23 protein-coding genes and 1 pseudogene are annotated in these 22,503 nt (G+C 64.1%); 8 read left to right on the forward strand and 16 right to left on the reverse strand.

Features of this window, described 5'->3' with window-relative positions:
* The first annotated feature begins 77 nt into the window (after positions 1 to 77).
* The 5 genes from BMY38_RS14825 (at position 78) to BMY38_RS14840 (ending at position 4,304) form a co-directional block, all read left to right on the forward strand.
* Positions 78 to 1,310: a flagellar motor switch protein FliM gene (locus tag BMY38_RS14825; RefSeq protein ID WP_092764189.1), complete on the forward strand. Its 1,233-nt coding sequence runs from the start codon at positions 78 to 80 to the stop codon at positions 1,308 to 1,310.
* Between the two features lie 74 nt (positions 1,311 to 1,384).
* Complete coding sequence (locus BMY38_RS14830) at positions 1,385 to 2,161, forward strand: HpcH/HpaI aldolase family protein (protein WP_245737634.1); 777 nt, start codon at positions 1,385 to 1,387, stop codon at positions 2,159 to 2,161.
* Between the two features lie 136 nt (positions 2,162 to 2,297).
* Positions 2,298 to 2,447: an RSP_7527 family protein gene (locus BMY38_RS18210; protein ID WP_175495905.1), complete on the forward strand. Its 150-nt coding sequence runs from the start codon at positions 2,298 to 2,300 to the stop codon at positions 2,445 to 2,447.
* Positions 2,448 to 2,562: 115 nt separating this feature from the next.
* Positions 2,563 to 3,768 carry an RSP_2647 family RNA methyltransferase gene (locus BMY38_RS14835; RefSeq protein WP_092764193.1) on the forward strand — a complete coding sequence of 402 codons (1,206 nt, stop codon included), beginning with the start codon at positions 2,563 to 2,565 and terminating at the stop codon, positions 3,766 to 3,768.
* Complete coding sequence (locus BMY38_RS14840) at positions 3,765 to 4,304, forward strand: RSP_2648 family PIN domain-containing protein (protein WP_092764195.1); 540 nt, start codon at positions 3,765 to 3,767, stop codon at positions 4,302 to 4,304. The genes BMY38_RS14835 and BMY38_RS14840 overlap by 4 nt, the downstream gene beginning before the upstream one ends.
* 12 nt (positions 4,305 to 4,316) lie before the next feature.
* Here the strand turns inward: BMY38_RS14840 and BMY38_RS14845 are convergent, their stop codons facing one another.
* Positions 4,317 to 6,779, reverse strand: coding sequence for a penicillin acylase family protein (locus BMY38_RS14845; RefSeq protein WP_092764197.1), 2,463 nt, complete (start codon positions 6,777 to 6,779; stop codon positions 4,317 to 4,319).
* Between the two features lie 73 nt (positions 6,780 to 6,852).
* On the opposite strand from BMY38_RS14845, the gene BMY38_RS14850 reads away from it, so the two are divergent.
* A complete protein-coding gene (locus BMY38_RS14850) occupies positions 6,853 to 7,728 on the forward strand; it encodes an NAD(P)-dependent oxidoreductase (RefSeq protein ID WP_092764199.1) in 876 nt (291 codons plus the stop codon).
* A 362-nt stretch (positions 7,729 to 8,090) separates the two neighbouring features.
* On the opposite strand, the pseudogene BMY38_RS14855 reads toward BMY38_RS14850, so the two are convergent.
* Positions 8,091 to 8,312 (reverse strand): annotated as a pseudogene (locus tag BMY38_RS14855) (ABC transporter substrate-binding protein); the annotation flags it as partial.
* Between the two features lie 94 nt (positions 8,313 to 8,406).
* Between BMY38_RS14855 and BMY38_RS14860 the strand changes: the two are divergent.
* Entirely contained in the window at positions 8,407 to 8,913 is a 507-nt protein-coding gene (locus BMY38_RS14860; RefSeq protein ID WP_092764201.1) for a YciE/YciF ferroxidase family protein, read from the forward strand.
* Between the two features lie 112 nt (positions 8,914 to 9,025).
* Here the strand turns inward: BMY38_RS14860 and BMY38_RS14865 are convergent, their stop codons facing one another.
* From BMY38_RS14865 to BMY38_RS14920, 11 genes are all read right to left on the reverse strand, one after another.
* Positions 9,026 to 9,742 (reverse strand): DUF421 domain-containing protein, encoded by a 717-nt coding sequence (locus BMY38_RS14865; RefSeq protein ID WP_092764203.1) that lies wholly within the window; start codon positions 9,740 to 9,742, stop codon positions 9,026 to 9,028.
* Between the two features lie 224 nt (positions 9,743 to 9,966).
* Positions 9,967 to 10,962: an ABC transporter substrate-binding protein gene (locus BMY38_RS14870; protein ID WP_092764205.1), complete on the reverse strand. Its 996-nt coding sequence runs from the start codon at positions 10,960 to 10,962 to the stop codon at positions 9,967 to 9,969.
* A gap of 58 nt (positions 10,963 to 11,020) precedes the next feature.
* The gene (locus tag BMY38_RS14875; protein ID WP_092764206.1) at positions 11,021 to 11,947 is read right to left on the reverse strand and encodes an ABC transporter permease; all 927 of its coding nucleotides are present in this window, start codon (positions 11,945 to 11,947) and stop codon (positions 11,021 to 11,023) included.
* Positions 11,944 to 12,864 carry an ABC transporter permease gene (locus BMY38_RS14880; RefSeq protein ID WP_092764336.1) on the reverse strand — a complete coding sequence of 307 codons (921 nt, stop codon included), beginning with the start codon at positions 12,862 to 12,864 and terminating at the stop codon, positions 11,944 to 11,946. The genes BMY38_RS14875 and BMY38_RS14880 overlap by 4 nt, the downstream gene beginning before the upstream one ends.
* Positions 12,865 to 12,935: 71 nt before the next feature.
* On the reverse strand, positions 12,936 to 13,115 hold the full coding sequence (locus tag BMY38_RS14885; protein ID WP_092764208.1) for a hypothetical protein: 180 nt from the start codon (positions 13,113 to 13,115) through the stop codon (positions 12,936 to 12,938).
* Entirely contained in the window at positions 13,112 to 13,891 is a 780-nt protein-coding gene (locus tag BMY38_RS14890; RefSeq protein WP_092764210.1) for an ABC transporter ATP-binding protein, read from the reverse strand. The genes BMY38_RS14885 and BMY38_RS14890 overlap by 4 nt, the downstream gene beginning before the upstream one ends.
* Before the next feature lie 546 nt (positions 13,892 to 14,437).
* Positions 14,438 to 15,901: a dihydropyrimidinase gene (gene hydA / locus BMY38_RS14900; RefSeq protein WP_092764214.1), complete on the reverse strand. Its 1,464-nt coding sequence runs from the start codon at positions 15,899 to 15,901 to the stop codon at positions 14,438 to 14,440.
* A gap of 10 nt (positions 15,902 to 15,911) precedes the next feature.
* On the reverse strand, positions 15,912 to 16,679 hold the full coding sequence (locus BMY38_RS14905) for an endo alpha-1,4 polygalactosaminidase (RefSeq protein ID WP_245737635.1): 768 nt from the start codon (positions 16,677 to 16,679) through the stop codon (positions 15,912 to 15,914).
* Positions 16,680 to 16,687: 8 nt separating this feature from the next.
* The gene (locus BMY38_RS14910) at positions 16,688 to 16,930 is read right to left on the reverse strand and encodes a hypothetical protein (protein WP_092764218.1); all 243 of its coding nucleotides are present in this window, start codon (positions 16,928 to 16,930) and stop codon (positions 16,688 to 16,690) included.
* Positions 16,927 to 17,127 carry a hypothetical protein gene (locus BMY38_RS14915; RefSeq protein ID WP_092764220.1) on the reverse strand — a complete coding sequence of 67 codons (201 nt, stop codon included), beginning with the start codon at positions 17,125 to 17,127 and terminating at the stop codon, positions 16,927 to 16,929. Before BMY38_RS14915 ends, BMY38_RS14910 begins: the two co-directional genes overlap by 4 nt.
* Complete coding sequence (locus BMY38_RS14920; RefSeq protein ID WP_092764222.1) at positions 17,124 to 18,383, reverse strand: Zn-dependent hydrolase; 1,260 nt, start codon at positions 18,381 to 18,383, stop codon at positions 17,124 to 17,126. Before BMY38_RS14920 ends, BMY38_RS14915 begins: the two co-directional genes overlap by 4 nt.
* Positions 18,384 to 18,529: 146 nt before the next feature.
* Between BMY38_RS14920 and BMY38_RS14925 the strand changes: the two genes are divergently transcribed.
* Complete coding sequence (locus BMY38_RS14925) at positions 18,530 to 19,135, forward strand: TetR family transcriptional regulator C-terminal domain-containing protein (RefSeq protein WP_092764225.1); 606 nt, start codon at positions 18,530 to 18,532, stop codon at positions 19,133 to 19,135.
* Positions 19,136 to 19,138: 3 nt separating this feature from the next.
* Here BMY38_RS14925 and preA read toward each other — a convergent pair whose 3' ends face one another.
* From preA to BMY38_RS14940, 3 genes are all read right to left on the reverse strand, one after another.
* Positions 19,139 to 20,443, reverse strand: a complete 1,305-nt coding sequence (gene preA, locus BMY38_RS14930; protein WP_092764338.1) for an NAD-dependent dihydropyrimidine dehydrogenase subunit PreA — start codon at positions 20,441 to 20,443, stop codon at positions 19,139 to 19,141.
* A gap of 81 nt (positions 20,444 to 20,524) precedes the next feature.
* Entirely contained in the window at positions 20,525 to 21,097 is a 573-nt protein-coding gene (locus tag BMY38_RS14935; RefSeq protein WP_245737636.1) for a hypothetical protein, read from the reverse strand.
* Positions 21,094 to 22,425, reverse strand: coding sequence for an NAD(P)-dependent oxidoreductase (locus BMY38_RS14940; RefSeq protein ID WP_092764227.1), 1,332 nt, complete (start codon positions 22,423 to 22,425; stop codon positions 21,094 to 21,096). Before BMY38_RS14940 ends, BMY38_RS14935 begins: the two co-directional genes overlap by 4 nt.
* Positions 22,426 to 22,503 lie beyond the last annotated feature (78 nt).

Consider the following 22,503-nt stretch of genomic DNA (forward strand, 5'->3'; position numbering starts at 1 on the left):
GTTTTGACCCGTGCAAAGGTTTTGTTAACCCGATTGCCGCACACAGGAGGCAGTGAGTCTCTTCGCAACCGGATGCCATGTCGCCCGATCTGTCCTCTTCCACACTCCGCCGTATGGCCGGGGGCCCGTCCGACGGGCCGGACTCCGGCATGTCGGGTCGTGCCGCCCCCTCGGCGGCACCCGATCTGCTGGGTGCGCTTGGAATGGCCGCACTGCGGGTCGGCGATGACATGTCGGGCCTTGGGCTTGCCACGGGCGAGCGGACGGCCCGACGCGTGATGGCCGAGACCGCGTTCGATGATCTGAACGAACGCGCGCTTTGCCTGCCGATCGATCCACCGGGAATGGTGCCCGGCGCGCCTACGGCGCATTCGCCCGAGGTTCTGGCCGCGTTGACCGGTCTGATCGTGCTGCATCCGGCGCTGACTGACGCCCTGGTGGAGGTGCAGACCATTGGCCGGGTCGATGGCCCCGCCCGCCCGGCGCGACGGGCCACGCGGATCGATGCGGCACTGGTCCAACCCTTCGCCCGCGCCCTGCTGGTGCAGATACAGCGTCTGCTGCCCGCCGCGACCGATGAGCCGCGCCCCGGAGCATTGCGCGGGGGCAGTTTCATTGCCGGGCCGGACTCGCTGGCCTTGATCCTGACGTCGCCGCAGTTCCTGCGGCTGGATATGGCGGTGAAGCTGGGCGACGGCCTGCGGGACGGGTCGATTTCGGTGATCCTTCCAGTGGACGCCGCGCCGCTTCCGCAAGTCGGAGAGGCGCTGGACCCCGAGGCCGACTGGAAAGCCGCGATGCGCGCCGCCACTGAAGAGGCCCCCGTGCTGCTGCAGGCCGTGTTGCCGCCGATGCGTCTGCCGCTGTCGCGTCTGATGGACATGAAAGCAGGCGACCTTATCCCGCTTGACCCGCAAGCCCTGTCGCAGATCGTTCTGCATGGCGGTGCCTCGGGCCTGACCTTGCCAGGCCGCAAACGTCTGCCACGCGGCGCGGCAATGATGGCGCGGCTGGGTCAGCTGAACGGCCTGCGCGCCGTCAAGATCACGGCCCTTCCGGGAGAGGCGGTCGATCGCGGTTGCGACGGGCAATCGGAGTTCGGCGGGACCGGCCAACTGACCTCTTCAAAGGCGGAGACTGCATCTGACGGCGAAGACGGGCCGAAAGCTGAACGGAGTGCACCGCAGGCTGCATCCGGTAGTCTGGCCGCGATGGACGAAGTGCCCGCGATGGACGGTTTGTCCGACATGTTGGAATTACCCGATCTGCCCGACTTGCCTGACCTGCCCGACTTGCCAGACCTACCCTGACGCGATCCTCCGGGCTTGCCCTCCACCCGCCGCCTTTTAAGGTTGCGTCCGACACCATTTCCGGAGGCCGCGACGTGACCGATCTGACCAGAGCCAGGGGACTTCGCGCCCGGATGCAGGCGGGCGACATGCTCGTCGGGACATTCATGAAGACGCCGAACCACGTCACGCTGGAAATCCTGATGCTGGCCGGATTGGACTTCGTTTGCCTCGATGCCGAACACTCGCCGTTCGACCGGGGTGCCATCGACGCCTGCATGGCCGTGGCGCGGGCACGGGACTTTCCGGTGCTGGTCCGCATCGGCGATGGGTCCCCGGCGCGCATCCTCGACGTAATGGACATGGGGGCGACGGGCATCGTGGTGCCCCATGTCGATACTGTCGAGAAGGCCCGCGCCATCGCCCGCGCCGCCCGGTTCGGCCATGGCGGGCGGGGTTATGCCGGATCGACCCGATGGGCCGGTTTCACGGCGCAGAAGATGCCCGACCTGCTGGCCCGCTCGGCGGCGGAAACCATCGTGCTGACCCAGATCGAAGAGCCGGAGGGCGTGGAAGCGGCCCGCGAAATCGCCTCCGTGCCGGGTGTCGACGGGTTGTTCATCGGTCCGGCGGATCTGACGGTCGCCTATGGCCACGAGACGCTCGACAACCCCGATCTGCCTGCCGCGATGACCTCCGTCGGACAGGTCTGCGCAGACGAGAACAAAACCTTTGCGACCTGGGTACCCGACATTGAAACGGCGCGAAACTGGCGCCCCAACGGGTTCACCATGTTCGTGGTGGCCAGCGAGCACAGCTGGATATTGCAGGGTGCGAAGGCGGTTGCAGTAGGTATTCGCGGGCTGAAATAGGCGGATTTTCCGGGTTGCATCTACTGCATGGGGGAAATGCTGCGCTGGCATTGGTTTTCTGCCGCATCGCGGCATAAGTATCTTTCAAGCAAAAGCGGAGCGTGTCCTACGCTCCTGATGCAGCCGGAGACGCAAGATGACACACCCAATCATGATCGACACAATGGAAATCGAAGCCAATGCCCGCGCCCTTCGTGCGGCCTTTGTGCGCGATATGGTCACAGCCCTTGCCGCCCGCATCCGCGGTACGCGCGCGACCACGACGACGGGCGACGTTCACGCCTGAGTCACATGACGACGGGCCTTTTGCCCGGACGTTCCATGCGAAGCCCCCTATTCGGGGGCTTTTGCATGTCGGGCAGGGCTTTCGCACGGCGTGGGCACCGATTAGGGGGAGGCGTATGTCCGACAGCACCCCCACGCCCCGCCCGACGCTCCGCCTGAAACCCAAGGTCGATGCCAAACGCATCCGGCACGGCCACCCCTGGGTCTATCTTGACGATATTGTCGCCGACCGCCGCAGCCGCGCCATCGCGCCCGGCAGCCTTGCCGTTCTGGAAGACGCCGATCGCGTGCCGCTGGCCACGGTCGGCGTTAACATGGGATCGCGGATTGCCGCGCGGGTGTTGTCGCTGGACCCTGACGCCGCCATCGATGGCGCATGGATCGCGGCCAGGTTATCGACTGCCGTGACGCATAGAGATCGGCTGATCGGTGCGCCTTTCTACCGTCTGATCCATGCCGAGGCTGATGGAATGCCGGGCGTCGTGATCGACCGTTTCGGGGAGGCCGCCGTGGTGCAGCCGAATGCAGCATGGGCGGATGTTCTGGTCGAGGAAATCGCGGCGGCATTGAGCGACCTTGGAATTGCGCATGTTCTGTTGAACGCCAGCGGTCGGGCCCGAACGACCGAAGGGTTGAGTGACGAGACCCGCTGGCTGCGTGGGGGACTCGACGCGGCGGTTGCGGTGCCGATGAACGGGGCCACCTATATGGCGGACCTGACAGGCGGGCAGAAAACCGGGCTGTTCTTCGACCAGCGCCCGAACCATGCTTTCCTCGCCGGGCTTGCCAAGGATGCGACCGTTCTGGACGTGTTCAGCCATGTCGGCGGGTTCGGGCTGGCGGCATTGGCGGCGGGCGCGGTATCGGCGCTGGCTGTCGACGGATCGGCCCCCGCGCTGGCGCTGGCCGAGGAGGGAGCGTCGCGGATGGGACGAGCCGAGGCTTTCACGACGCGCAAGGGCGATGCCTTCGACGTTATGACCGCCTTGGGCGAGGATGGCATGCGGTTCGACATCGTGGTCGCCGATCCACCGGCCTTCGCGCCAGCGAAACCGGCGCTGACGGCAGGCCTGCGGGCTTATGAACGGGTGGCGCGGCTTGCGGCCCCGTTGGTCGCGTCGGGTGGATACCTGACGCTGTGTTCGTGCAGCCATGCTGCGGAGTTGTCCAAATTTCGAGCATCGTGCATCCGGGGGATCGGGCGGGCCGGAAGAACGGCACAACTGATCCATACCGGGTTCGCCGGGGCCGACCATCCGGTGCATCCGCAACTGGCCGAAAGCGGGTATCTCAAGACACTGACGTTCCGGTTGCTGGATTGAAAGTCTTCCTTGATGCCTGTGTGCTGTATCCGACGGTTCTGCGCGAAATTCTGATCGGCTGCGCCCGCGCGGAACTGTATCGTCCGCTCTGGTCGCCGCGGGTGCTGGAGGAATGGGCAAGGGCCTCGCGCAAGATCGAAGGCGGCGAAGTGTTTTCGCGGGGTGAAATCGCGACCCTGCGAGCGCGTTTTCCGAAGGCGGAGGTCCTTCCTGGCGATGCAACGCAGGCCCGGCTCTGGTTGCCGGACCCGGACGACATCCATGTTCTGGCGTCGGCCTCGGACGCCGGGGCCGACGTGCTGGTGACACTGAACATCAAGGATTTTCCACGCCGCGACGTGGCTGCCGAGGGGATGAAGTTGCAGAATCCCGACGCTTTCCTGATGGACCTTTGGCTGGTGGATGGCGCGACTGTTGCGTGGGTCGTCGAAGACGTGCGTGCGACGGCGCAGCGTCTTTCAGGCACACCGCAACCCTTGCGCGCCCTGATGAAACGGGCGCGTTTGCCGCGGCTGGGCAAGGCCCTGTCAGACTGAAGGAGCGCCCGTTTAAGGTACGGGCAACAGGGTCGTGATCCCGACTGCACCGGCGCGCGCCAGATCGGGGTCCAGCGTCATCGGTATGTATTCGCCACGTCGCCACAACTCGCCCAGGTCGTCGTAATACTTGGACAGCGGATGCCCTGACTGCCCGGTCGAGGTGATGAAGACGCTGCTTTCCGGGTCGGCAAAGTCATAGACGCCGCGATAGGTCGCCGCCTGTACGTTCAGGAACGGGTCGGGCAACTCGCCACTGGTGCGCCCGCGTTGCAGCGTATGATCGCCGCCGGAGGTCGATTGGCGAATATTCACGATCAGTCCCAGACCGGGAATGTCGCCCAGAACGGGGTGGTCCGACCGGGCCTCGTGCGCATCGCCCCAGCGCCATGCCTCGACACGGGAGCCATAGCGGTCTTCCAGAAACTGCAGCGCATCGTCCAGCGACTGGCGCGCGATCTCGGTGCAGGTTTCCGGCGCGGTCGACTGAATGACATCGCACCACGCGCCCGCGCCGTCCGTGTTGCGGAAGACACGTTCGATGAACAGCGGCTCCATCAGGGGGTATTCCGATGTAAGCGGGCCAAGGTCGTCGCGGATCAGACGCTGTTGCAGGAATCGCATCCATGCGGAGTAGATCAGCGGCTCTGGCAGGTGTTCGGACATCTCGCCGTTCCATGCGGCCAGCAGTTCCAGCGCCACCTGCCTGCGCCGTTGCACACTGTCGGCGGGGGCGGAATCTCCGGTGAACCACAGATCCCGCCCGACCAGCGGCAGCAGCGATCGCGCGGCGAAAGACACGGTGTCCAGCTGCGCTTCCATCAGGGAGGCGCGGGTATGCACGTCGCGGGCCTGCAACAGGCGCTCCATGCGTTGCACCCGCTGACTGTCGCCCCATACGAAACTCAGATGATCGGGGAACGGCGTATCGACAGTCTTGTTGTTGGTATTGCCCAGCAACCCTCCCTCGGGGTCGGTCCAGACGGGATTCTCTTCGAAGGGTTTCGTGCCCTTCCAACGATTGGCCTCGACCCAGCCCGGTGCGGGGATGCGGCCCTGGGACTGATGCAGTTCGTCCCGGTCGGGCTGACGGCCCATCACCTGCATGGCGATACGCTTGCCATCGGTCAGCATCAGGTTCTGCGACGGCGCGACGAAATACCTGGCGGCAGCCAATCCTTCGTCCAGATCTGCGGCCCGCATCAAATCCAGCCCCGTGCGCAGCGACGTGTCGTCTTCGGCCAGCGCGGTCCAGGAGAGGGCGGGGACATAGCCCTGCGGGGTTACCGTTCCCAGATCGAACTGGCGTCCCGTCAGAATCGGGCCATTGACGCTCCGTCGCAGGGTCAGCGTGACGGGTTGGGCATCCTTGATTTTGATGATCGTCCGCTCGGTCTCGAAATCGGCCCATCCGTCTGGGGTGCGATACTGAGTGATGTCATCGGGGTTCAACTGCTCCATCATCACGTCCTGATCGTCCATGTAACTGGATGTCAGGCCCCAGCCCAGCTGGTTTGTCCGGCCAACCATAACGACAGGTATGCCGGGGATCGTACCGCCGATGGCGCCACCCGTCGATAGCTGCAACCGCGCCAGATAGAAGATCGTCGGTGCCGTCAGCCCCATATGCGGATCGTTGGCCAGCAGGGCGCCCCCGGCGGCCGCTCGTTCGGCGGCGACGGCGAAGGCATTGGACGCGCCCGACAGACCACGGCGCGGAACGGGCCACAAAAACGGGTCATCTTCGGGGTCGGCTTGGGCGAATTGGGTCTGCGACAGCGTCGGGAAAAGATCACTCGCCAGAACAACCTTGCCCTTGCCGGGAACGTCGGGATGCAGGTCGCGAAGACGCTCCTCCGGCAGGATCAGCGAGGCGCGGGCGCGCAGCACTTCTTCACTGGCCTGTCCGGACAATTGCAGCGCCATCAGCTTGACGATCGCGATGCTGTCGGCGGGTTGCCACGGGGCGATCTGAGGTTCGAACAGGAAAAACTCGGGCGCGCCACGTCCGCGCGCCTCGCGGTTTATGACCTCGATCCGGGCATTCACGCCGGCGGAATAAGCCTCCAGCATCGCCAGCGTTTCGTCGTCCTGCGCCGCGACCGACCGTACGGCGGCACGGTATAGGCCAAGGCGGCGCAGCAATTCGTCGGTGCGCAGGGTACGCTGGCCGAACAATTCCGACAGCTTGCCCTGCGCCGTGCGCCGCATCAGCGTCATCTGCCACAACCTGTCCTGCGCATGGGCATAGCCCAGCCCGAAGAACACGTCGGCATCCGTTTCGCCGAAAATGTGGGGAACATTGTAGGTATTGCGCACGATCTCGACCGGAGCTGTCAGTCCGGCGACGACCTCGGTCGCGTCATAGTCGGGCAGGCTGCGCCAGGCCAGCCAGTAGACAACGCCGATGGCCAGACCGGCCAGCAGCAGGACAGCCGCAACGATACGGAATGTCCAGCGGAACAGACGCTCCATACTTCCCCCTGTTGACCCCCTTGGTCGGGGCCGATCTAACCTTCACGACGAGTAGATGCAAAGGGAGGCCATCATGGCAAATGTCGCGTTTCTGGGAATGGGTGTGATGGGGGCACCGATGGCGGGCCACCTGGCAAAGGCCGGACACGATGTCTGCGTCTACAACCGCACGTCCGCCAAGGCGGAATCCTGGGTCGAAGTTCATGAAGGGACATCAGCCGAAACCCCCCGCGCCGCTGCGGCGGGTCGCGACATCGTGATGGCCTGCGTCGGCAATGACGACGATCTGCGCGGTGTCTGCCTGGGCGACGACGGGGCCTTCGCGGGCATGGCGGAAGGGGCGCTGTTCGTCGATCACACGACCGTATCCGCCGAGGTGACACGCGAATTGGCGGCGGCGGCGGCCGAGAAGGGCATCGCTTGGGTCGACGCGCCGGTCAGCGGCGGACAGGCGGGCGCGGAGAATGGCCAGCTGGTCATCATGTGCGGCGGCGCGCAGGACGACTATGATCGGGCCGAGCCGGTAATGGCTGCCTTCGCCAAGGTTTCGCGCAGAATGGGTGACGTGGGTGCGGGCCAATTGACCAAGATGGTTAACCAGATCTGCATCGCGGGACTGGTGCAGGGCTTGTCCGAAGCGATGCTGTTCGCGCAGAAGGCCGGACTGGACGGCGAAGCGGTGGTTGATGTCATTCAGGGCGGTGCCGCCGGATCGTGGCAGATGGTCAACCGCCACAAGACGATGCTGGAGGGCAAGTTCGATCATGGCTTCGCCGTCGACTGGATGCGTAAGGATTTGCGGATTTGCCTGTCGGAAGCCGAGAACATCGGAGCGCCGTTGCCGGGCACGGCTCTGATCGATCAGTATTACAAGGATGTGCAGGCGATGGGGGGCGGACGATGGGACACATCGAGCCTGATTGCACGGCTCAAGGCGTTGGGGGCATAGGCGGAGGCACGGGCCAGAACCGTACAAGTCTCGATCTCCAGACTGTCGAGTAGGCTGCGGACGTCACCGGCGAAACAGCCATGCCAGTCGCCGCTGTGCAACGGCTTGTCGGTGTCGCCAACCCGCCCGGAACAAGGCCGCGTGCGGCCACCGGGCGCGCGCCTGCCCGTCCGGGCGGCTTGGCGCGGTGCTGCCGTGGTGCGGAACGTGACGGCAGAGGGGTGGAACGGGGATAAAGTGGGATTCACGGGCGGTGCGGCACCATCACACGGACAGGCGCGCGCCCGGCGTGGGGGCGGATAGGGGCATTGTCAAAAAGGGCGCCCTCCCGGACGCCCCCTCCTTCACCGAAGAACCAAGCCTCAGTTCAGCGCCTGATCCATAATCATCGACGTCCAAGCCCCCTCGGGCGCTTCCGAAATTACTGGGTCGGAGCCGCCGGCCAGCAATCTATCGACCGTACGCTGATAATCGGCCTCGTCCAGCGATCCGTCCGACCCGGCGGTCAGCTTGGCGGTTTCGCCCATCATGCGGACTTGGTGGGCCGCGGTCTCGTCGTTGCCCGGGACGATGGCGGCGGTTTCCCAGCGAATGGAACGTTTGATCGAGACAGGTGTTGGCCTGCGCGGCACGTGATGCCGTTCGTAAAACAATTTCATCATCGGAGAGGACGCGACGATGGCCAAGGTCAAGACACTTGAAGATCTGTTTCTCGATACGTTGAAGGATATCTACTATGCCGAACGCAAGATCCTGAAGGCTCTGCCCAAGATGAAACGCGCGGCGACCAACGAGAAGTTGGCCGCGGCGTTCGACAAGCACCTTGGCGAAACGGAAGAACAGATCGAACGCCTTCAGAAGGTTTTCGAAATCCTCGGCAAGCCCGCGCGTGGCAAGACATGCGATGCAATCGAGGGGATCATCTCGGAGGCCGAAGAAATCATCGAAGAGTTCAAGGGCAGTCCGGCCTTGGATGCGGGCCTGATCTCGTCCGCTCAAGCCGTCGAGCACTATGAGATTACGCGCTACGGGACCCTTCACCGTTGGGCGAAGGAACTGAACATGGGTGATGCGGCAAAACTGCTGGATGAAACGTTGCAGCAGGAATGGAAGACCGACGCCGATCTGACCAAACTTGCGGACAAGACGGTCAACGATGCAGCGAAATCGCCCGTTGGAGCCTGAGGCCTGAGATCGTCTTTCAACTATGGGAGAGGCGATGACGTCAGGTTCACCCCCCGAAGCGGAAAAATGGCACCCGGCGGTGCCATTTTTTGGCTGTGAGCCGGATTTGCAGTCAAGAGCCGTACTGTTCAGCCAGCACGGCATGTGTCCAGGTCTTGTTGCCGCAACGGGGGCATGCAGTCAGTGTCCTGCCGGAGTCTTGTATGACCGTGCCGCATTTGCAGCAGGCCGCCCCTGTTCCGGTAACGACCGTGCCGGGGCCGAATTTTTCCGGAGGACATACACTCCATGCGGGTTCGATCGGCAGTCCGGGGCGTGGGGGCCTGGCGCGAAAGGTGCTTAACCGTCCGGAGGACTCGAGATATGCCTGCCGCACGGCGCCAAGGTTGACATAGCCCTGCTCGCGCAGACCCTCGAAGAGTTCGCTTTTGCCGAGTTTGCTTTTACGCAGGGTCTCCATATTGATCACGCCATCGCTGACTACCTCTGACGTTACGCCGTCGATGATTTCTTCTATCGGCTTGTATTGAAATATCAGAACATCGAGGAACTTGTTTATGAGCACCACGATGGTGATGACCAGCATGGCGTGCAGTATCGGCACCTCCGGGTAGAACATCGCATCGCCCACCGCTGAGCCCAGCGCGATGACAAGCAGGAATTCGACTACCGACATCTGCGCGATGCCTCGCCCGCCGACCCAGCGGATCAGAAGAAGGGCATAGGCGTAGATCACGAAAGTTCGGAATACGATCTCAAGGTAGAACAGCGCCGGATCTGTCCCGAAGAACATACGCATCAAATCGAATGGAACGATTGGATCTTCCATGGCGTGGTGTCCTCAGGGGTCGCTTCGATGGAACAACTATCGGTGTTGGTTGTGATTTTGCCGGCCCTCGGACGGAACCCTTGCTTTCGGCTTTTTGTTCCTTTCATGCGTTTGCCCTGATCCACTGGAGCCGGAGATCGGCCGTCATCGAATTAGCCGCGCATATCCGCCGAACGGAAAGGGGCGCCCCGCGAGACGCCCCCTCCTTCACCAAACACCAAGCCTCAGTTCAGCGCCTGATCCGTAATCACCGACGTCCAGGCCCCTTCCGGCGCTTTCGAGATCACCGGATCGGACCCGCCTGCCAGCAGGGTATCGACCGTGCGCTGGTAGTCGGCCTCGTCCAATGCGCCGTTCGAGCCCGCCGTCAGCTTGGCGATTTCGCCCATCATGCGAACCTGATGCGCCTCGGTCTGGGCGCCGGTTTCGTCATTTTCCAGAACGATCTCGGCGGCCTCCTGCGGGTTCTCCTCGGCGTATTTCCAGCCTTTCATCGAGGCGCGGACGAAGCGGGTCATCTTGTCGACGAAGACCTCGTCTTCCAGGTTGTCTTCCAGAACCCAGATGCCGTCTTCCAGCGTGGCGACGCCCATGTCCTCGTATTTGAAGGTGACGAGTTCATCCTCGGACACGCCCGCGTCGAGCACCTGGCCGTATTCGTTGTAGGTCATGGTCGAGATGCAGTCGGCCTGACGTTGCAGCAGGGGATCGACGTTGAAGCCCTGTTTCAGGACGGTCACGCCGTCGTCGCCGCCGTCGGTCGGGATGCCCTCCTGCGACATCCACGACAGGAACGGGTATTCGTTGCCGAAGAACCAGACGCCGATGGTCTTGCCGATGAAGTCCTGCGGGCCGGTGATGCCGGTGTCCTTCCAGCAGGTCAGCATCAGGCCGGAGGTCTTGAAGGGCTGCGCGATGTTGACGACGGGCAGGCCCTTTTCGCGCGCCGACAGGGCCGAGGGCATCCAGTTGAGCATGGCGTCCGCGCCGCCGCCCGCGAGGACCTGCGGCGGGGCGATGTCGGGGCCGCCGGGCTGAATCGTGACGTCGAGGTTTTCTTCGTCGTAGAAGCCCTTGTCCTTGGCGACGTAATATCCGGCGAACTGCGCCTGCGTGACCCACTGCAATTGCAGGGTTACCGAGTTCGCGTGCGCATCGGCGAAGGCCGGGGCGGTCAGGCCTGCGACGGCAAGTCCTGCGGAAGCTATCAGATGTTTCATGTCTCTCTCTCTGCTGTTGTGCGGACGGGTTGGACCGTGCGCTTGTCAGGGGCGGATGTCATCCCCGCCCTCTTTGTGAAGGATGCCAGAACGTCAGGCGTTTTTCCAACATGGCGATGGCCCCGTACCAGAGGCTTCCGGTCACGGCGGCAACGACGATTGCGGCCCAGACGACCGGCAGGTTCAGGCGTCCGACCTCTGTCGAGATGCGAAAGCCCAGGCCGAAGGTGGGACTGCCGAAAAATTCGGCGACGATGGCCCCGATGAGGGCAAGCGTGGTGGCGATTTTCAGGCCGTTGAACACGAAGGGCAGGGCGGAGGGCGCGCGGAGGTAACGCAGGTCCTGTCCCGCGGAGGCGCCGTAGGTGCGCATCAGGTCGCGCTGCATGGATGTCGTGTCGGCAAGCCCCGCGACGGTGTTCACGAGCACCGGGAAGAAGACCATGACGACGACGACGGCGGCCTTGCTTTCCCAGCCGAAGCCGAACCACATCACAAGGATGGGCGCGGTGCCGACGATCGGCAGGGCCGCGACGAAGTTTCCGACCGGGAGAAGGCCACGGCGCAGGAAATCGGAGCGCGCCACCAGAAGGGCCGTGGCGATGCCGGCGGTGCTGCCTATCAGCCAGCCGCCGAGTGCGCCTTTGAGCACGGTCTGGACGAAATCGGCCCGGAGCATGTTGGTATTTTCGGCAAGCGCCACGGCGATCTGTGTCGGGGCGGGCAGAATGACGCCGGGCACGTTGAACAGCCGGACGGTCAGTTCCCACAAGATCAGGAGCGTCAGGCCAAACAGAACAGGCGCGGCCCATGTGCCCGCCGTCGTCCGTGCCACGCCGACGTTGACCGCCCAGAGTGCCAGCCAGACCGCGAGCACAAGCGCCAGTTGCCATCCCACAAGGAACGCGACGCCGATCAGGACAAACCCGCCGAGGGCCAGACCCCACGGGGCCAGTCGAGCGGGCCTGTGCGCGGCGACAGTCATGACAAGCCCATGCGTTTCAGGGTCACGCGCTGCGCCAGCCCGATGGCCGCCACCAGTGCCGCAGCGACGATGGCCGCACCGAACAGAGCCGACCAGATCTGCACCGTCTGGCCGTAGTAGCTGCCCGCCAGAAGCCGCGCGCCGAGGCCCGACACGGCGCCGGTCGGAAATTCGCCCACGATGGCGCCGACGAGCGCGGCGGCAACCGCGATCTTCAGCGAGGTGAACAGATAGGGCAGCGACGTCGGCAGGCGCAGTGACAGCAGGGTGCGGGTGGCCGAGGCATTCCATGTCCGCATCAGGTCGAGGTCCGAGGGGCTGGGCGCGCGCAACCCCTTCACCATGCCGACCGTGACCGGGAAGAACGACAGATAGGCCGAGATGATCGCCTTGGGCAGCACCCCCTGCACGCCGATGGAATTGAGCACCACGATAATCATCGGCGCGATGGCGAGGATCGGGATGGTCTGCGACGCGATGGCCCAGGGCATGACGCTGAGGTCCATGAGACGCGAATGCACGATGCCCACGGCCAGCGCGATACCGGCCAGCGATCCGATCACGAAACCCAAGAGCGTGGGGGCCAGCGTGATGCCCGCGTGGCGCACGAGGCTGCGTTTGGAGGTGACGTTCTGGTTGACCGTGCTGTCCCACAATTCCGCCAGCACCTGATGCGGCGAAGGCAGGCGGGGTCGGTCCTGCGCAAAGGCGCGGGCCACGGCCTGGGATGGTTCGGCCAGCGTCAGGGCGAAGCCGCTCATGTTGCGCCGCTCGGACGCGGTGGCAGGGGTCAGGACGATGCCCTCGCGTTCGGCCAGCATCAGGCTGTTCTGCGCGTTCATCGGTATGGCGGCCAGATACCAGAGTGCAATCAGCGCGGCGACGACGGCAAGAACGGGGCCAAGCCGATGGTGCATCCCGCGCATGGCCAGCGCGACCCTGCCGGACCGCCCGATGCCCGCGCCGGGGGCAGAGATCTGCGTATCCGTCACGATCTGGCCCGCCAGCGCCGCAAGATGCGCCAGGCCGAGGTGGCGATCACGAACAGGGCCACGGCGCTGACCACCCGCCGCGCGGGAATGTCATCGAAATTGCCCGAGAACAGGAACCAGAGCGAGATCGCGATGACGATGATGTCCGCGATGGTCTGCCAGGTGTCGCGGGTCATGCGACCTCCATCCCTTCGCGCAGGCCTTCGCGGACGCGGTGGGCGATGGCGAGGAATTCGGGCGTGTCGCGGATATCGAGGGGTCGGTCGTGGGGCAGGGGGCTGTCGATGATGTCGGTGATGCGGCCGGGGCGCGGGGACATGACGACGATTTTCGTGCTCAGGTAGACGGCTTCGGGGATCGAGTGGGTGACGAAGAGCGTTGTCTTGTTGGTGCGCTTCCACAGGGCGAGGAGTTCTTCGTTCAGGCGGTCGCGGACGATTTCATCCAGCGCGCCGAACGGTTCGTCCATCAGCAGGACCTTGGCATCGAAAGCCAGCGCGCGGGCAATCGAGGCGCGCTGCTGCATCCCGCCCGACAGTTGCCACGGGTATTTGTTGGCAAACTTGTCCAGTTCGACCAGTTCGAGGACATCTTGGGTGCGCTTGGTGCGGTCCGACTTGGAGTAACCCATGATTTCCAGCGGCAGGGAGATGTTCCTGCCGATGGTCCGCCACGGGTAGAGGCCCGCGGCCTGAAACACGTATCCGTAAGCGCGCGCTTTCCGTGCCTCGTCGGGGGTCATGCCGTTGACGGTGAGGGTGCCGCCGGTGGGGGTCTCGAGGGCGGCGACGCAGCGCAGGAAGGTCGTCTTGCCGCAGCCCGAGGGGCCGATGAAGGAGACGAACTCGCCCTCGTTTATGTCCAGCGAGATGTCGGAGAGCGCGTGAACGGGACCGTCGGGGGACGGGAAGGTGAGGTCCAAACCCGCGGCATTAATCACGTCATCTGGCATCCGGCCTCCATTGACTAAGCCCTGCAACTACAATGGCGATCCCGCCACCACTCGCAACCTGAATTGCCAGTAGCTCTTTGGGCCCGCTGAAAGTCATAAAGTCGGCAGGAAGTGCGCATTCACGGTTCAACATTAGGCAGCCGGAACAGGATGATAGGAAGGAACAGTCTCATTATTTGGGCTGTTCATCTTGCAAATCTCCTGACTGATGCGGCACGGTCCAAACATGGCAAAGGGAACTTATTTGGGCGGCTCCACCATTATAAGGTGCAGACCGGTATTGAGTGGCTTCAAAACTAAGCACGCGTGGTCTCATGATGACGCGGGTCTGAAGAAGAAAGCGCGTCGGAAGAAGAAGGCCAAGGCGCAGTCTTCTGTGGGGCGAGCCTTTCTTTCCGACGAAGAGAAGGCGCAGACAAAGAACAAGATAAGACAGTCTCGCATGGAATCGCGACGCCGGACGGCGTCGGCTGAAGCGCGGAAGAACGCACAGTACGAAATGACTCGTGCCAGTTTAAGAGCATGGGCTGCAAAGCTCCGCGAACCCTAAACCCCCGCCGGGATGTTCATCGGATCGCGCTCGATCTTGCGCGGCGTGTTCAGCGCCTTCCACTTCGACAGCGCCTTCGACGCGGACGCAAACGGGTTCCGCCGCACGAATTTCCCCCGTCCCGGCTGCGGTTGCGAGTTCTGGCCGTGGGCCCAGATGACCTCTCCGCGCGACAGGGTGTAGCGGGGGGCGGCGGACAACTCCATGCCTTCGAAGACATTGTAATCTATGATGCTCTTCTGCGTGGCGACGGACACGGTGCGTTTGATCGACGGGTCCCAGACCACGACGTCGGCGTCACCGCCCACGGTCAGCCCGCCCTTCATCGGGTAGATGTTCAGGATCTTGGCGATGTTGGTTGAGGTGGCGGCGACGAATTCTTCGGGCGTCAGGCGGCCGGTGTCGACACCCTTGGTCCAGAGCATCGCCATGCGCTCCTCAAGGCCGCCGGTGCCGTTCGGGATGCGGGTGAAATCACCGACGCCCATGCGCTTCTGCTCGTCCGAGAAGGCGGCGTGGTCGGTGGCGACGACCTGCAACGACCCGGAAGCGAGGCCGGCCCAGAGGCTGTCCTGATGCATCTTGTTGCGGAACGGCGGGGACATGACGCGGCGGGCGGCATACTGCCAGTCCTTGTTGAAATACTCGGATTCATCGAGCGTCAGGTGCTGGATCAGCGGTTCGCCATAGACGCGCATGCCTTTCTGGCGGGCGCGGCGGATGGCTTCATGCGCCTGTTCGCAGGAGACGTGGACGATGTAGAGCGGCGTCCCGGCGGCGTCGGCGATCATGATGGCGCGGTTGGCCGCTTCGCCTTCCACTTCCGGCGGGCGGGAGTAGGCGTGGCCTTCGGGGCCGGTGATGCCGTCGGCCAGCAGTTGTTCCTGCTTGGCGGCCACGATGTCTCCGTTCTCGGCATGGACCAGCGGCAGCGCGCCCAGTTCGGCGCAGCGGCGGAAGGAGGCGAACATCTCGTCATCCTCCACCATCAGCGCGCCCTTGTAGGCCATGAAGTGCTTGAAGGTGTTGATGCCGCGGTCTTTGACAACGGCTTCCATTTCGCCCCAGATCTTCTCGTTCCAGCCGGTGATCGCCATGTGATAGCTGATGTCGGTGCAGATCTGGTCGCGCGATTTGCGGTCCCACTCGTCGATCGCGTTCAGCAGGGAGCCGTCTTCGCCCGGCAGGCAGAAATCGACCAGCATGGTGGTGCCGCCCGCCGCCGCCGCGAAGGTTCCGGACTCGAAGGTCTCGGCGGCGGTGGTGCCCATGAAGGGCATTTCCAGATGCGTGTGCGGGTCGATGCCGCCGGGGATGACATAGGCGTCGGAGGCGTCGATGACCTCGTCGCCCGAAAGGTTCTCGCCGATCTGCGCGATCTTTTCGCCCTCGATCAGCACATCGGCCTTCCATTGCCGGTCGGCGGTGACGATGGTGCCGTTCTTGATGACTTTGGTCATGGAAACCTCCTCATTCGGGGCAGCCGCGGCGGGTGGCGGTCAGATCCCGATCCTTGATGATGGTCGACAGGCCGAGGCTTGCAGATTGGGCGCAGACGTCGGCCACGTCCAGCGGACGGTCGGTGTATTCTGCGGCAAAGACCGGCTTGCCAGCGGCGATGTAGGGCGACATGGCGCTGCACCAGCCGTCCTGTGCGCAGCCTTCGGTGATGGCGAAATCCATATCTGAAATCAGCGCGGGCGTCAGGCCGGGGGCGTTCTTCTGTCCGATGGCCAGCCCGAGGCGGTGCGCGGTATCGGCCAGCGCGCGAATATAGGCCACGGCGTCGTCTTCGGTCAGCGGGAAGCCGGAGGCATTGTCGTAGACGTCCATATTGTCCGGCTCCACCCCGTCGAAGCCGAGCGCAGCGCAGCGGGCAATCCGCGCCTGCATGATCGGCACCAGGATGTCGAGGCGGCGGATGTCGAGGAACCGCTCGTCCGGCCAATCGCCATAGGTGCGACCGACGACGTCGGGCGGGAAGGCGTCCACATCGTCGCGCCAATCCTCGAGCGTGCCGACGCTGACGTAGCAGATGGTGGCGATACCGCGCGCCGTCAGCGCCGCGATTTCCGCAGGGTCGTGGTTGTCGGGATCGATGTCCATGACTGCCACGTCGCGGGTCATGTCAAAGGGTTCCGTAAGCTGCCAGTCCCAGCTTTGTCCCGCCGTGAACGCCCCGGCCCCGGCGACCGCGACGGCGGGCCAGACAATCAGCATCAGCACAATTTGGGACAACCCTGGCATCACAGGCAGTACTGCGTCCCGCGCGGGATCAGCACGGGGTAGATCTGCCCCTGATACTGATAGCCGTAGCAATTGTCGGCGACGCGGACGTCCTGCACGGTGACGCCACGCGGCAGAAGGCGGTTGACGGCGAAGGGGACGGGGGCCGTACTGACGCTGTATGCCTGGGGGTCGGGGACGGGACCGTTGGCCGTGGGCAGGGCACAGGCGGAGAGGACGAAAAGCGGGAGGAAGCGTATCATTTTGAGCGGTCTTTCCTGCGGGACATGAAGCGAAGGAACAGCACATATAGGGCCGTGGCGATCAGTGTCGTGACCACAGCCGAGCCGAAGGCTCCTGCGGTCACACCTCCCGCACGATACGCATCAAAGGCCAGGTTCGCCACGAAGAAGATCAGGGCGAAAATGAGGGCCGAGCGGGTAAGGGATCCGGTTTTCATTCGACAACCTCCGCCGTCTCGAGCACCGCATGCAACAGGACATCGGCCCCGGCCTGCGCCCACTCCCTGGTGATGTCCTCGGCTTCGTTGTGCGACAGGCCGTCGACGCAGGGGCACATGATCATGGCGGTCGGCGTCACGCGGTTGATCCAGCAGGCGTCGTGACCCGCGCCCGAGATGATGTCCATGTGGCTGTATCCCAGACGTTCGGCGGCATTGCGCACCGCCGTCACGCAGCCTTCGTCAAAGGTCACCGGGTCAAAGCCGCCGACTTTTTCCAGTTCGACCTCCATTCCCATATCGTCGCAGATTTTGCGGGCCGCCGCGTCCAGCCGTGTCTCCATATCCTCGATCACCGACAGGTCCGGCGACCGCAGATCGACAGTGAAGACGACCTTGCCGGGAATGACGTTGCGCGAGTTCGGGTAGACGTCGATGTGACCCGCAGCACCGACGGCATGGGGCGCATGGGACAGCGCAATATCCTCCACTTCCAGCAGGATGCGCGCCATCGCCAGCCCGGCGTTCTTGCGCATCGGCATGGGGGTCGAGCCGGTATGGCTGTCCTTGCCGTAGATGGTGATCTGCGTCCACGACAGGCCCTGCCCATGCGTGACGACGCCGATATCCTTGCCCTCGGCTTCCAGAATGGGGCCCTGTTCGATGTGCAGCTCGAAGAAGGCGTGCATCTTCTCGCGACGCGCCCCGACGTCTTCGTCGCCGCGCCAGCCGATGCGGTCCAATTCGTCGCCGAAGCGTTTGCCTTCGGCGTCGGTCTTGTCTTCGGCCCAGTCTTGCGTGTGGACGCCCGCAAAGACACCGGAGGCGAGCATTGCGGGCGCAAACCGCGTGCCTTCTTCGTTGGTCCAGTTGGTCGCGACGATGGGATGTTTCGTCTTGATGTCCAGGTCGTTCAGGGTGCGGATGACCTCCAGCCCGGCCAGCACGCCCAGAACGCCGTCGTATTTGCCGCCCGTGGGCTGCGTGTCCAGATGGCTGCCGACATAGACCGGCAGGGCATCGGGGTCGGTGCCGGGGCGGGTGGCGAACATGTTGCCGATCTTGTCGACGCCCATGGTGCAGCCCGCCGCATCGCACCACGACTTGAACAGAGCGCGGCCTTCGGCGTCGGCATCGGTCAGGGTCTGGCGGTTGTTGCCGCCCGCCACGCCGGGGCCGATCTTGGCCATTTCCATCAGGCTGTCCCACAGCCGGTCGGCGTCGATACGAAGATTCTGTCCTGCGCTGGCTGCCATGTGTCCCCCGAGTATTTGACCGTCTGGTCAAATGAACGCTATCAGAGGGTCGAATTCAGTCAACCGGCACGCGGGTCCAGATGCGGCGTTCCGGCACTTGCTCAAATATCCGGCAGTGCTTTTGTCCTGCCGCCCGAGGTCCATGCATGGTGAACGACGACACCCGTATCCAGCGCGACCGCCGCGCGCGTATCCTGGAGGCCGGGCTGGAGGTGTTTTCTGTCGAAGGCTTTGCCGGCGCCACACTGGACGGGCTGGCGAATGCGGCCGGGTTGTCGAAGCCGAACCTGCTGTATTACTTTCCGTCGAAGGAAGCGGTTTATCTGGCCCTGCTGGAGCGATTGCTCGACACTTGGCTGGACCCGCTGCGCGTGCTGGACCCGGATGGCGATCCGGTTGTGGAGTTTCTGGCCTATGTCCGCCGCAAGCTGCACCTGGCACGGGATTATCCGCGCGAAAGCCGCCTGTTCGCGGGTGAGGTTCTGCGCGGTGCTCCGGTGTTGGCGCCGGAATTGTCGGGTGATCTGCGCAAGCTGGTCGATGCGCAGGCCCGCGTCATTTCGGGTTGGATGGCGGCGGGACGGATTGCCCCGTCGGAGCCGCACCACCTGATCATGTCGGTCTGGGCGCTGACCCAGCATTATGCCGATTTCGCCGTTCAGGTCAGCGCCGTTCTGGGCGACACCCGCGACCCGTGGGAGGAGGCCGAGGCCCACCTGACCACGATGTTCACGCGGATGCTGACGGGCTGACGCCTATTCCGCCGCGACCGCGCCCGGATTGTTCGGATGCGTCGTCCAGTCCGCAGGCTCCGCCTTGACGACGATGCCGGTGCGCGGGTCGGTTGTGCCGGGGGCCATTGCCTCCATGGTGATGCAGTCCTCGACCGGACAGACGTCGACGCACAGGTTGCAGGCCACGCATTCCTCGTCGATCACGGTGAAGGTGCGGTCGGCGGACATGGCGATGGCCTGATGCGAGGTATCTTCGCAGGCGGCATAGCAGCGACCGCAGGAGATGCAGGCGTCCTGATCGATCTTGGCTTTGGCGATGTAGTTCAGGTTCAGGTGCTTCCAGTCGGTGACGTTCGGCACGGCGCGGCCCACGACATCTTCGACAGAAGTATAACCCTTGTCGTCCATCCAGCGCGACAGACCGGACGTCATCTCGTCGATGATCTTGAAGCCGTAGGTCATGACCGCCGTGCACACCTGCACGTTGCCCGCGCCGAGCGACAGGAATTCGGCTGCGTCGCGCCATGTGGTCACGCCGCCGATGCCGCTGATCGGCATGCCATGGGTGTCCGGGTCGCGGGCGATTTCCGACACCATCGACAGGGCGATGGGTTTGACCGCCGGGCCGCAATAGCCGCCGTGGCTGCCCTTGCCGTCGATCGAAGGCTCGGGCGACATCGTGTCCAGATTGACCGAGGTAATGGAATTGATCGTGTTGATGAGCGACACCGCGTCCGCGCCGCCGCGCCGGGCCGCCGCCGCCGGTTTGCGCACATCGGTGATATTGGGTGTCAGTTTCACGATGACGGGCATGCGCGAGTATTGTTTGCACCAGCGGGTCACCATCTCGATATATTCGGGCACCTGGCCGACGGCGGCACCCATGCCCCGTTCGGACATGCCGTGCGGGCAGCCGAAGTTCAGCTCGATCCCGTCCGCGCCCGTCTCCTCGACGCGCGGCAGGATGGCGCGCCAGGCGTCTTCCTCGCAGGGGACCATGATCGACGCGATCATCGCGCGGTCGGGATAGTCGCGCTTGACCGCCTTCATCTCACGCAGATTTACCTCCAGCGGGCGGTCGGTGATCAGCTCGATGTTGTTCAGCCCCAGCAACCGCCGATCCGCGCCATAGATCGCGCCGTATCGGGGGCCGTTCACGTTCACGACCGGCGGGCCTTCCGCGCCCAGAGTCTTCCAGACGACGCCGCCCCAACCGGCTTTGAACGCCCGGCGGACGTTGTATTCCTTGTCGGTCGGCGGGGCCGAGGCCAGCCAGAACGGATTAGGCGATTTGATCCCGATGAAGTCGGTTGTCAGGTTGGCCATTGGTCTCTCCTCGGTCTGTTGTCCGGTCGGGGTGGCGTTCAGGTTCGCCATGTCGGTTCGCGCGATCTGGCGCGCGCGCAATCAGGCGTCCTCTGTCTCGGGGTCACCCTTTGTCTCCGGCTCGCTCCTGGCGGCTTCAAGCCGGGCGGAGGCGGCGTCGCGGGTGGCCGCGTCGAAATCGTCGGCATGGCGCAGGATAACGGCTTCGCCTGTCATGTCCGACCAGCCGCGGGCCACCAGTGTATCGAAACTGCCGGTGTCGTCCGTTGCATCGGCGAAGGTTTCCAGTGCTTTCACGGCCCCGGATTTTGTCAGCTTGGTGCGTGTCTTGGTCAGGCGGACGGCTTTGCCGCGATCTTCGCGCAAAAGCTGCTCATAGGCGAAGATCGTCTGCCAGAGATCGTATTCAGTGCTGCCCGCTTCGGTATCCGAGGCACCCGTCTGCACGTCGGTCTGAACGAGAGCGAGGCGGCGAAAAGCGGCTTCCTGCACGGTATCGACGCCCATGCGCTCGGCATTCAGCATAAGATTCCGCAGCTTGTCGGGGTCGTCCATTTCGGCCACGCGGTCGAGCGCGGCGTGATTGCGCTCGGAAATTTCTTTTTCACTCAGGGTTTTGGGGGCGGGGGCGTTTTGCGCTTTTGATTTTTTCATAGGCGACCTTGGGTCAGAGCCGCGTGAATGTCCATCGCAGCATTGCGGCCTTCCGCCACGGCGGTGACCGTCAGATCCTCGCCCCCCGAGGCACAATCGCCTCCGGCCCATACGCCATCGACGCTGGTGCGCCCCGCGCCGGTCACGGCGATCTTGCCGCCGTCCAGCGCCAGACCGTCCACCGTTTCCAGCTTCTGGCCGATGGCGCGGAACAATTGATCGGCGGAGAGGCGCTGCGTCTCGCCGGTCGGCGTCATGTCGGCCCCGACGTAGGCCAGTTCGATTTCACGAAGGCGGTCATCGCCATGCAATGCCTGCGGGATAACCCCGAACATAAGGCGCACACCATGCGTCGCGGCCAGATCCTGTTCCCATCGGCTGGCGGGCATCCGGTCCTGCCCACGGCGATAGGCGATCGTCACCGTCTCGGCGCCCAGCAGTTTCGACTGCACGGCAGCATCCACAGCGGTCATTCCGCCGCCGATCACGACAACATGCCGCCCGACCGGCAGGGCGGTCAGATCGGGGGCCTGTCGCAGCGCCGCGATGAAATCGACCGCGTTTTCGGTGCCGGTCAGGGCCTCGCCCTCCAGCCCGAGCGCGCCGACGCCACCCAGACCGACGCCCAGAAAAACAGCGTCGAAACCGTCGCGCAGATCTTGCAGGGACAGGCCGTCGCCAAGCGCCTTGCCGGTCTCGACCGCGATGCCGCCGATCTTCAGCAGCCAGTCCACTTCGGCCTGGGCGTAGTCATTCGGTGTCTTGTAGGCCGCAATCCCGTATTCGTTCAGGCCGCCCGGTTTCGGGCGCGCATCATACATCGTGACCGTGTGGCCGTGCATCGCCAGCCGGTGGGCGCAGGCCAGTCCCGCAGGCCCCGCGCCGACGACGGCGACCCGCTTGCCGGTATCGGCGGCGCGCACGAACGGATGTTCCCCGGCTGCCATCATCGCATCGGTGGCAAAGCGTTGCAGACGCCCGATCTCGACCGGCTTGCCTTCCGCCACTTCGCGTACGCAGACCTCTTCGCACAGCGTCTCTGTCGGGCAGACGCGGGCACACATGCCACCCAGAATGTTCTGGTCGAAGATGGTCTTGGCGGCCGCATCTTCCATCCCGGTGGCGATCTGGCGGATGAACAACGGGATATCGATATCGGTCGGACAGGCCGTCACGCAGGGCGCATCGTGGCAGAAATAACAGCGATCTGCTGCGACCAGCGCCTCATGCGCGCCAAGCGGTGCATGCAGGTCACCGAAATTGCGGACCAGATCTTCGGCAGCCAGCCGTCCGGCGCGGATTCCGTCCTGACGCATCGCTTCTGTCATGTCACTCTCCGATTGAACTTTGTGGTGGACAGAGTGCCACGAAGTGAAATTTTATCAACTGGTAAAAAATCGGCAGGA

Source organism: Jannaschia helgolandensis, assembly GCF_900109285.1.
GTDB lineage: Bacteria > Pseudomonadota > Alphaproteobacteria > Rhodobacterales > Rhodobacteraceae > Jannaschia > Jannaschia helgolandensis.